This window comes from Winogradskyella sp. 3972H.M.0a.05, assembly GCF_040493455.1.
Classification (GTDB): Bacteria; Bacteroidota; Bacteroidia; order Flavobacteriales; family Flavobacteriaceae; genus Microcosmobacter.
The window spans coordinates 1-2,174 of record NZ_JANFDA010000019.1; the positions used below are offsets into that span (position 1 = coordinate 1).

2 protein-coding genes are annotated in these 2,174 nt (G+C 28.6%); both read left to right on the forward strand.

The window, feature by feature from the left end; translation table 11 throughout:
* The first annotated feature begins 122 nt into the window (after window positions 1-122).
* Window positions 123-1,088 carry a hypothetical protein gene (locus NCE97_RS15895; RefSeq protein ID WP_353780272.1) on the forward strand — a complete coding sequence of 322 codons (966 nt, stop codon included), beginning with the start codon at window positions 123-125 and terminating at the stop codon, window positions 1,086-1,088.
* A gap of 63 nt (window positions 1,089-1,151) precedes the next feature.
* Window positions 1,152-1,916, forward strand: coding sequence for a hypothetical protein (locus NCE97_RS15900; protein ID WP_353780273.1), 765 nt, complete (start codon window positions 1,152-1,154; stop codon window positions 1,914-1,916).
* The last annotated feature ends 258 nt before the right edge of the window (window positions 1,917-2,174 follow it).

A 2,174-nucleotide genomic window follows, 5' to 3' on the forward strand; every position in this document is an offset into this window, starting at 1 on the left:
ATAGTATAAACTATAGGTTTAGAATGCATGACCCTAGGATTGGAAGGTTCTTTGCGGTGGATCCTCTAGTACACGCTTATCCTTGGTATACACCATATCAATTTAGTGGTAATACACCAATAATGTCCATTGAGCTTGAGGGCTTAGAACCTATTGTTGAAAATAATGTTTTAGTTGGTTATACAATACAAAAAGATCAAGGACCTTCACAAATTTCTTTGGATATAAATAACCCTGAAACTCAAAAGAAGTATGGTTATACTCTTCAAAAACCTGTGACTTGGAAAAAAGTAGTTTTAGATAATGCAACATATTATGCAAGAGCAGGTGGTTTAGAAAATTGGAGAGGAACTAACATGTTAGATATAGATAATCCAATATATCGAAACTTAAACTCCAATAAAGGGGATGAAATAGTAATAAAGATTGCTAATATAACTCCAAGTCCAAAACCAAAAGCTAATGTTATTGGACCATCTCATTCAGGTCTTTTTAAGGTGACAATTACTGAAGGAGTAAACGTATTTGGGCAAAGTTTAGGAGAAATTACAATTTCTTCAAATATGGACGCTCCAACTGGATTTTGGGAAACTAGGGTTAGTACAGGACTATCATACACTACTGGTTTTGGCATAGACGCTGGTTTTGCAACTAGTGTGAAAGGTTCAATAAATATAAATACCTCTTTAAAAGCTACCTCTCTTGTTGATTGGGCTAATAAATCAGGCTTAATATCTACAACTGATTTTTCCTTAATTGGAGTATATTCTAAAGTCACAGCACAAAAAACTGATGGTTCTGGTGATGGTGTGTGGACAGCTAATGCCTTTGGTGCTGGGTTCACTGCTGGCATCAATGGCTCAAAGGGAGAAAATACTTTTGAACCAGCAAATTTTTATTATGGATCAGGCAATAAAGTAATAATGGGGTTAACTAGATTTGATTCAATTATAAGAGCTGCTCATAATACAAGTTTGCCTGGTAAATCTGAATTCTTATTAAAAAATAATATAAGTAATGATTCTCTAAATAAAGTAAAAGATTGGTATAAAAACTTACCTACTCTAGAAAAAGCAAAACAACAATAAAAAATTAAATGAAATAGATATTATAATCTTATCTATTTTTGAAAAAGCGAAAAGGCAGAAAAAATGAAACTAATAAAAATAGGTATAATAGTATTATTATTATACGGATGTAAAGAGAAAGAGTCAAAAGAAGAAATAACTTTAGAGAATGAAATGTCTTCTTTTATTTCAAAAAATTTAGACATAAGTAATCATGTCAATATTGAGCAAAAGTCTAATACATCTATTAATATTCATTTTATAACTAAAAAAAGCGATTCCGTAAATTCGTTTTTTTTAGATGAAGAATCAAATAACATAATAATAGCTATTTTAACTCATAAATTTCACAATAATTTTGACAGTGAAAAAGATTTAGTATTTAAGCTAAGTTTTGATGGATATAGAGAAGTCCTATCCAATAAGCTAACTAAGAGTGAGAGAAATTTCATTTATGAAAAATTTCAAAACAATAAACTATTTCATGATTTTGCGTTGTATACAGTTAAAGATTTTAAATATTTAAACAACTTAAAAGCAACTGAAGACATCAAATATTTAAACCAAAATTTTAACGAGATATTTGAATTTAATGGGACATTTTGGGAGTTGTTAGAAGAATATTCTAATTCATGTGATAACAAAAAAAATAATTTAAAATCATTATATCATTTTGTTTTTTTTGTAAATATAGTTAACAATGGAAATGACCTAGGAAAAGGTGATATTGAACAAGCTCATTGGTTATATTATTTAAATAAGTGCTATTTAGATGAAAATGTATTAACAATGTCTTTAGGAGAAGTAATTAATTATATAGATAGCTTAGGAGATAATGGTGTTGAATAATTTATAAACATCCAAATATTTTTCCGATTAATAGATTAAATTAGTTGATAAGGTATTTAAGACAGGTTTTTACAAATCGAGCTAAAAAAAAGACTTAAAATAATTAATTTCAAAAGCAAGACCAAAGTCTTGCTTTTTCACACAAAAAATGCAAGATCAAGTTAATAGATTTAACTACATTTAAAGAGGCTAAAAACGTTCATTGAAATCGCCTTAAAAGGTGTAAAAATATAAGTCTGCATTTGGGATGCTAATCCC